Below are 7,404 nucleotides of genomic sequence, written 5' to 3'. Positions count from 1 at the left end.
CTTCCGCGCCCACGGGAGATCGGCCGCCGCCATCTGACCCTGGTGCCCGGCGGCCCCCCGGACCCCGACCCCGGCCGGCTCCAGCCCGGGGCGTGAGCACCCCGGAACCCGTCAACAAGCGCCGCTCCCGCAGCGGATGAACAAACCGGCACGCGCCCCGGCCCGCCCCGTCGCCCTGCGGCACGCGCCCCGGGCTGCCCTTGTCCTCGGCCCTTGTCCTCGGCCCTCGGCACGTGCGGCCGGCCGGGTGCGGCGAGCGCTCACCGTGTCCCGAGCCGGCCCTGTCCTCGGCCCGCGGCACGCGCCCCGGGCCGCAAGTCGCAGGCCGTCCCCGTCCCGCGGCGCATGCGGGGACGCCGAGTGCGGTGCGCGCCACCGTGCCCCGAGCCCGCCCTGTACAGGCCCGCGGCACGGGACCCGGCCCGCCCTCGGCCCCGCGCAACCCGCCACACCACCACGCGCCCGGCCTCGGCAGGGACGGGCGCCCCCTTCCCAACGGCCGCCGGCCGCCCGGCCGGGGCGGCGCGGTCCTGACGCGGTGGATACGGCGGCCGTCACCGCAGCGGCGCCCGGTGGACACGGCGGCCGCGGCGGCCCGGCGGTGCCGGTGTGTGTCTGCAGCATGGCCGCGTTCGAGTCCGGTGCGAGGCCGCTCGTGTTTCCTCCAGGAACGGCCACTGAACGGCAGTGGTCCCAAGGGAGGTTTTCGTATGGCTCTGCGTGACGTTTTCCAGTCCCTGAACGAGACCGACGCTGTTGCCTCGCCGGCCGAGTCCCGCCTCGCGGGCGAGGGCCTCATCGACCCCGAGAAGGCTGCCGTCCTCAACAACAACGAGGAGGCCGCGGACGCTCCCATGACGGTCCTCAGCCAGATCAACGAGGCCTGACGGCAACAGCAGACGGCTGCCCGGGAGCTTCGTGCTCCCGGGCGCCACGGACCGGAAAGGTTGGCACCGGCATGACCGCAGCCACCCCTTTGCCTGCCGCCCTGACCGACAGGCTCCTCGGGGACGCCGCATGGGGCGTCTCGTACCGCGTCGAGAAGCAGGCCGTCGACCCCTCGGGACTGCTCACATCGGACGACATCCGGCGGCTGCTCGACGCCAGTCTCCTCAAGTGGCCCTACTTCACCCTGCTCAAGCACGGTGAGGTGCCCACGGTGTCCTCGTACACGGCCAAGCGGGACGTGATCGGGCACAAGGCCGCCGGGTTCGCCGACCCCCGTGCCATCGGCCGCCACATGGCCGACGGTGCCTCGCTCAAGCTCAACCAGGTGGGGGACTGGCACCGGCCCACCCGCGACATCGCGCGCCGGCTCGAGGAGATCCGGCCCGTGGCGGCCGGCTCCTACGTCTTCTGGACGCCCGAGGAGTCACGCGGCATGCTGCCCCACCGGGACGCCGCCCATGTGCTCGTCCTGCAGCTCGAAGGCCGCAAGGAGTGGCACCTGTACGCCGATCCCGGGCAGATCGGCGCCTCGGCGGGCCTGGACGTGGACGCCGCCCGGCCCAGCCACGTCTTCACCCTCGATGCGGGCGACGTCCTGTACCTGCCGCACGGCTGGCCGCACGACGCCGTCGCCCGCGACGGCGACTCCCTCCACCTGACGTTCACGCTCACCGAACCGACCCCGGAAGACCTGGTCGACGCGTTCCTGCGGCGGTTCCTGGACGACGAGCACAACCTCGTGCACCACTTCCACACCCGCCCGCTCCCGGCCCGCACCAGCGAGGTCCGCTCGGCCCTGACCGGGCAGGCAAGGACCCTGGACGGCACCCGCTGGGCGGATACCGCGCTCCAGACGATGCGGGAGGCGATCGGCTGATGCCCACCACGACCCCCACGGCCACCGAGACCCCCCGGGACGACGCCGGGCCCGCGCGGGACGCCGAGCAGACGCGGGACGCCGAGACCCGCCGGGACGCCGAGCCGGCGCCGGCCGCCGCCGGCGAGGCGATGCCCACCCGGCTGGAGCACCTGGTCGGCGACACCGGCGCCTTCTTCCGCGACCACTGGGCGAACCAGCCCGTCCTGCTGCGCGCCCCCGGCGACCTCACCGGGCTCATCACCGAGCAGGAGATGTGGGACGAGGCCGAGTGCGGCCTGCTGTCCCGGCCCTACTTCACCGTCTTCAACGAGGGCGTGCGCACCGCGATCAGCGACATGACCCGCAAACGCCGGGTCGTCGGCCACGAACTGCCCGGCTACATCGAACCCGAGCGGATCCGCCAGGACTTCGCGGCCGGCGCCACCTTCAAGTTCAACCAGGCCGAGCACTGGCACCCGCGCATCCGCACCCTCGTCAAGGCCCTGGAGCCCCACTTCAGCGGGGGCCTGGAGGCCTTCGTCTTCCTCAGCCCGCCCGGCAAGACCGCCATGCAGGCCCACCACGACGGCGCCCACGTCCTCATCCTCCAGGTCGCCGGCGTCAAGGACTGGGTGGTGGGCCGCATCGACGAGACCTCCACCAGCGACTCCACCCTCTACGAGGGCCAGATCCCGGACGACCGCCGCATCGAAGCGACCCTGCGCCCCGGCGACGTGCTCTACATGCCGCACGGCACACCGCACTACGCCACCGCCCGCGAGGGCAACTCCATCCACATCGCCATCACCATCGAGGAACCCACCGCGCAGAACCTCGCCGAGGTGCTCCTGGCCGGCTTCCTCGGCTCCCCCGCCTTCCGCGCCCTGCACGAGCACCACCACCAGCACTGTCTGAAGCAGCGCACCGAACTGGTCCGCCAGGCCCTGCTCGCCCACCTCGCCGCAGCCGACGAGAGCGCCGCGACCCGGGCCGCCGTCACCCTGCGCCGGGAGCACCGGTGAGCGGGCCGCAGACCGCGCGCCCCGCCGTCCCCTGGATGAGCGGCGGGGGCCCCGCGGCCGTCACCGAGGGAACCCTGCGCACCACCGACCTGGACGACACCTGGGACCGCCTCGCCCCCCAGCTGCGCGCCCGCGGCATCACCCGGGTCGCCGACCTCACCGGCCTCGACATCCTCGACGTCCCGGTGTGGACCGCGATCCGGCCCGCCGCCGCCACCCTGGTCGCCAGCGCCGGCAAAGGCATCACGCACACCGCCGCCCGTATCTCGGCCGTCATGGAGTCCATCGAGGTCGCCGTCGCCGAACAGGCCCGCCCCGCCGTCACCGCCCGCGACAGCGCCGGCGCGCTGGCCCCGGGCTACCGGGTCGGCGAACTGTCCCTGCACCCCGTCTCGCTGGCCGACGACCGCACCGTCCTGGACTGGACCACCGGCTGGGACCTGGCCGCATGCGCGCCCGCCCTCGTCCCGGCGGCCGCGGTCGGCCTGCGCGGCTGGGCCGCCGACCGCTGGCAGCCCGCCACCTTCGTCACCACCACCAACGGCCTGGCCTCGGGCAACGACCACGTCGAGGCCGCCCTGCACGCCCTGCTGGAAGCCGTCGAACGCGACGCCCTGGCCCGCCTGCGCGAGGGCGACGCCATCGCCACCGACCTGGACACCCTGGGCGGGCGCCTCGGCGCGGTGACCGCCCGGATCCGCGCCGCCGGAGCCGACGTCGCCCTCGAACGCATCCCCTCCGTGCCGGGCACCTGGGCCTACACCTGCTGGCTCACCCAGCCCGAGATGTGGCAGATCTTCGCCGGGTCCGGCTGCCACACCGACCCCGCGATCGCCGCCGAACGGGCCCTGCTGGAAGCCGTCCAGAGCCGCGGCTCCACCATCAGCGGCGGACGCGACGACATCCCCGAATGGACCTTCCGCCGCCTGGGCGCCCCCGCGGACCGGCCCCGCCCCGCACCACGGCGCACCGAGCCGATGCCCCGCCCCGCCCGCCCGGCCGCATCCCTGCGCCAGGTGCTGGACACCCTCGTCACCGCCGTGCACCACACCACCGGCCGGCCCGTGATCGCCGTCGACCTCACCCCCGGCCCCCAGCCGTGGCCCGCCGTCGTCCAGGTCTTCGCACCCGGGCTCGGGCTCGCCCTCCAGCACCCCCGCCCGCAGTCCCTCGCCAGCCGGAGCTTCACGTGACCCCCCGCCGCATCGCCTTCGTCGGCCCCACCCTGCCCGAACCGCTGCGCCCGGCCGGCCCCTTCACCTACCGGCCGCCCGTCCGCCACGGCGACCTCTTCGACCTGTGCCTGCGCCCCGGCGACCAGGTACTGATCGTCGACGGCGTCTACCAGCACTTCGCGCCCATCCGGCACAAAGAGATCCTCGCCCAGCTCGCCCGCGGCGTGCACATCGCCGGCACCGCCAGCCTGGGCGCCCTGCGCGCCGCCGAACTCGACGGCTTCGGCATGCAGGGCCTGGGCCAGGTGTACGCCCAGGCCCGCGCCGGCCGGCTGACCGCCGACGCGGACGTCGCCGTCCTGCACGCCGACGACAGCGCCGGCGCCCGCCGGCTGACCGAGGCGATGGTCTGCGTACGCCACGCACTGGCCGAACTGCTCCAGGCCCGCACCCTCGACCCCGGGCAGGCCGCCCGCCTCGAACACACCGCCGCCGCCCTGCACTTCACCGAACGCTCCGCACCGGCCCTGCTCCGGGCCGCCGGCCCCGACCGCGACGCCATGCACCTGCTCCTGGACCACCTGAGGGAACACGGCGACATCAAGACCCGCGACGCCCGCCACGCCCTGGACACCCTCGCCGCCCGCCCCGTCCCGCCACCCGCCGACGCCCCCGGCCCGGCCGCCACCTGGCCCAGCTCCTACGCCAGGCAATGGGACTTCGAGCACCGGCCGCTCCAGCCCGGCTCCGCCGTCGGCGCCCGGCTCGCCCTGGCCTGCCTGCAACTGTTCGCCGCGGACTTCCCCGAACGCCACCGCGCCTACACCCTGCGCCTGGCCGCCGCCACCACCGGCTGCACCGGCTCCGCCGGCCAGATCCTCGGCGCGGCCGGGTTCGCCCCCGCCCCCCGCTCCGACGCCCAGCTGGCCCGCCCCACCCGGGCGACCGCCGGCTGGAGCGTCGACGAACGACTGCTCGCCCGCACCTTCCGCCTGCCGCCCGGCCGGCTCGTCTACCAGGACCTGCCCCCCGAAGCCGTCGCCGGCACCACCCTCGACGAACTCCAGGACCACTGCCGCAGACTGCTGCTGGCGCCCACCGCGCCGGCCGCCCCCACCGCCCACCGGCACACCCTGCTGCGGGAGGTGTGGCAGGCCGGCGCGGACCACGAATACCGGCTCTGCGCGCTGGAACGCGGCTTCCGGGACACCGCCGAGGCCGCCCGGCTGGCCGGCGCCTTCGACCTCACCCTGATCACCCGCCTGCTGCGCGCCCCGGCGGCGGCCCGATGACCCCCGGCCCCCCGGCCACCACCCCCACCGCCCCGGCCACCGAACCCGCCGCCCCGGCCACCACCCCCATCGCCCCGGCCACCGAACCCAGGTCACCTGGCATGCCGCTGGCCGAGGCACTGTGCACCGAACCCCGCCCCACCGACGTGGCCGCCTACGGCGACGACGGACTGCTGCTGCGCGTCGACGTCCCCACCCGGCACGGCGCCGAACAGCCGCACCTGGTCCACTACCGCCGCCGCCCCGACGGCACCTGGGAGCCCACCTGGACGATCCCCTGGTGCACCCAGGCACTGCCCGTACCGGGCGGATACGTGTGCGTGCGCCGCGCGCAGGGACGCACCCTGGTGGAACTGCGGCCCGCCGACGGCAGCCCCGAGCGCGTCCTGCTGACCACCCGCGGACGCGTCGGCGCCCTCGCCCCCCGCCCCGGCGGCCACCAGATCGCGGTGACCACCAGCACCTTCGGCGGACCCGGAGAACACCCCGGCAACCTGCTGGCCGGCTCCGACGCCGTATGGGCCACCGGATCCGACATGACACTCAGCCACGCCAAACAGCCCCAGGGCGCATGGCAGGTCCACCTGGTGCCGCTGGACGGCACCGCCCCGCACCTGCTCACCCCCACCGTCCCCGCCGACCTGGCCCTGACCGGCGAGAGCGCCTGGGCGGGTGCGGCCACCCTGCTCCTGGGCGCCCACCGCCACCACCGCCACGGAGTACGCAACTTCGGACTGCTGGCCCTGGCCGCCGACAGCGGCGACGCGACGCGGGAACTGTTCTCCGCCACCGTCGATGTGTGCTACCCCGTCCAGGGCCCCGACGGCCAGGTCGCCTACCTCGCCACCACCCTGCGCCGCGACAACGAACCCGTCGCCCAGCACGCCTGCCTGGTCGGCGAAGACCTGCGCGAGCCCCTCCTGCTGCCCGCCGACGACGGCCTGTGGCAGCGCCCCATCGGCTGGGACGGACCGCGCCGGCTGGTGTGCACCGCCGAGTCGGGACCGCGACGGCGCCTGTACGTCCACGACCTGGACCACGCCACCTGGCAGCCGGTACCCCTGACGGCGTCGGTGATGAACGCCCGCGTCCACACCGGCCGGGCCGCCGTCCTGACCTCCGCCCCCGACACCCCGCCCGCCCTGCAGGTGACCCCGCTGAAGACGGCCGGGCCGCAGGCGACCGGACCACACCCCCACACCGCCGAGCACGTCGTCCGCGCCCAGACACCCCCGCTGCCGGGCCGCCTCCACTACCGGCCGCAGACGATCCCCGGCGCCCACGGCGACGTCGCCAGCTGGGTGTGCCTGCCCGAGCAGGACCCGCCCCGCGGCACCGTCGTCCTCTACCACGGCGGCCCGTTCAAGAGCTGGAGCGACTGGTCCTGGCGGTGGAACCCGTGGCCGTTCGTCGCCTGCGGCCTCGCCGTCGTCCTGGTCGAACCGCCGATGAGCCTGGGCTACCCCGACGCCGTGCGCACCGGCTGGCGCCAGTGGCGCGGCGGAACCGCCGCCTGCGCCGCCGCCCAGGTCGAAGCGGTCCGCGCCGCACACGGCCTGCTCGACTCCCCCCTCGCCCTCATGGGCGGCAGCTTCGGCGGCTACCTCGCCCTGAACACCGCCGAGACCCTCAACCCCGACCTGGTCGTCGCGCACGCCGCCCCCCTCGACCTCACCCAGGTCGCCGAAGGCAGCGACGTGGGCTGGCAGTGGATACGCGAGTTCGGCGACCCCACCGAATGGCGCCCCCTCTACCAGCTCAACAGCCTCTTCCCGCGCGCCGTACGGCCCGCCACCCGGGTCCTGCTCTCGCACGGACTGCACGACGGACTCGTCCCGCCCACCGAAACCCTGCGCACCCACCGCGCACTCGCCCGCCAGGGCGTGCGCAGCGAGGTCGCCTTCTTCCGCTCGGAGGCACACGCCCTCAGCCGCCCCGGCAACATCCGCGCCTGGTACCGCTGGGTCCTGGCCGCCGTCGCCGACGAACTCACCCCGGCACCCGTGTCCGCCGCCGTCACCGGCGAACCGGCCCCCGTGCCCGCCTCCGTGCCCGTCAGCGTCGGTGAGCCCGCCCCGGCCCGTACCCACCCCCGTACGGAGGCGATG

At 75.4% G+C, this 7,404-nt stretch carries 6 protein-coding genes; all 6 read left to right on the top strand.

Annotated features, from left to right (window positions below; translation table 11 throughout):
* Window positions 1–710: 710 nt before the first annotated feature.
* The gene (locus tag N4G66_RS44530; RefSeq protein ID WP_261710044.1) at window positions 711–887 is read left to right on the top strand and encodes a hypothetical protein; all 177 of its coding nucleotides are present in this window, start codon (window positions 711–713) and stop codon (window positions 885–887) included.
* A gap of 71 nt (window positions 888–958) precedes the next feature.
* Window positions 959–1,825: a cupin domain-containing protein gene (locus tag N4G66_RS44525; protein WP_261710043.1), complete on the top strand. Its 867-nt coding sequence runs from the start codon at window positions 959–961 to the stop codon at window positions 1,823–1,825.
* Window positions 1,825–2,829, top strand: coding sequence for a cupin domain-containing protein (locus tag N4G66_RS44520; protein WP_261710042.1), 1,005 nt, complete (start codon window positions 1,825–1,827; stop codon window positions 2,827–2,829). The genes N4G66_RS44525 and N4G66_RS44520 overlap by 1 nt, the downstream gene beginning before the upstream one ends.
* Window positions 2,826–4,022: a YcaO-like family protein gene (locus N4G66_RS44515; protein ID WP_261710041.1), complete on the top strand. Its 1,197-nt coding sequence runs from the start codon at window positions 2,826–2,828 to the stop codon at window positions 4,020–4,022. Before N4G66_RS44520 ends, N4G66_RS44515 begins: the two co-directional genes overlap by 4 nt.
* The gene (locus N4G66_RS44510; RefSeq protein WP_261710040.1) at window positions 4,019–5,296 is read left to right on the top strand and encodes a TfuA domain-containing protein; all 1,278 of its coding nucleotides are present in this window, start codon (window positions 4,019–4,021) and stop codon (window positions 5,294–5,296) included. Before N4G66_RS44515 ends, N4G66_RS44510 begins: the two co-directional genes overlap by 4 nt.
* On the top strand, window positions 5,293–7,404 hold a 2,112-nt coding region (locus N4G66_RS44505), incomplete at its 3' end, for a S9 family peptidase (RefSeq protein WP_261710039.1). The genes N4G66_RS44510 and N4G66_RS44505, both read left to right, overlap by 4 nt.

It is taken from the genome of Streptomyces rhizosphaerihabitans (genome assembly GCF_025399795.1).
GTDB classification, from domain to species: Bacteria; Actinomycetota; Actinomycetes; order Streptomycetales; family Streptomycetaceae; genus Streptomyces; species Streptomyces rhizosphaerihabitans.
The sequence above is the reverse complement of the archived record's forward strand: the minus strand, read 5'-3'. Positions and strand labels throughout refer to the sequence as shown.

Coding starts and splice junctions, on each gene's coding strand:
- N4G66_RS44530 (WP_261710044.1), top strand. CDS start 711: ATGGCTCTGCGTGACGTTTTCCAGTCCCTGAACGAGACCGACGCTGTT.
- N4G66_RS44525 (WP_261710043.1), top strand. CDS start 959: ATGACCGCAGCCACCCCTTTGCCTGCCGCCCTGACCGACAGGCTCCTC.
- N4G66_RS44520 (WP_261710042.1), top strand. CDS start 1,825: ATGCCCACCACGACCCCCACGGCCACCGAGACCCCCCGGGACGACGCC.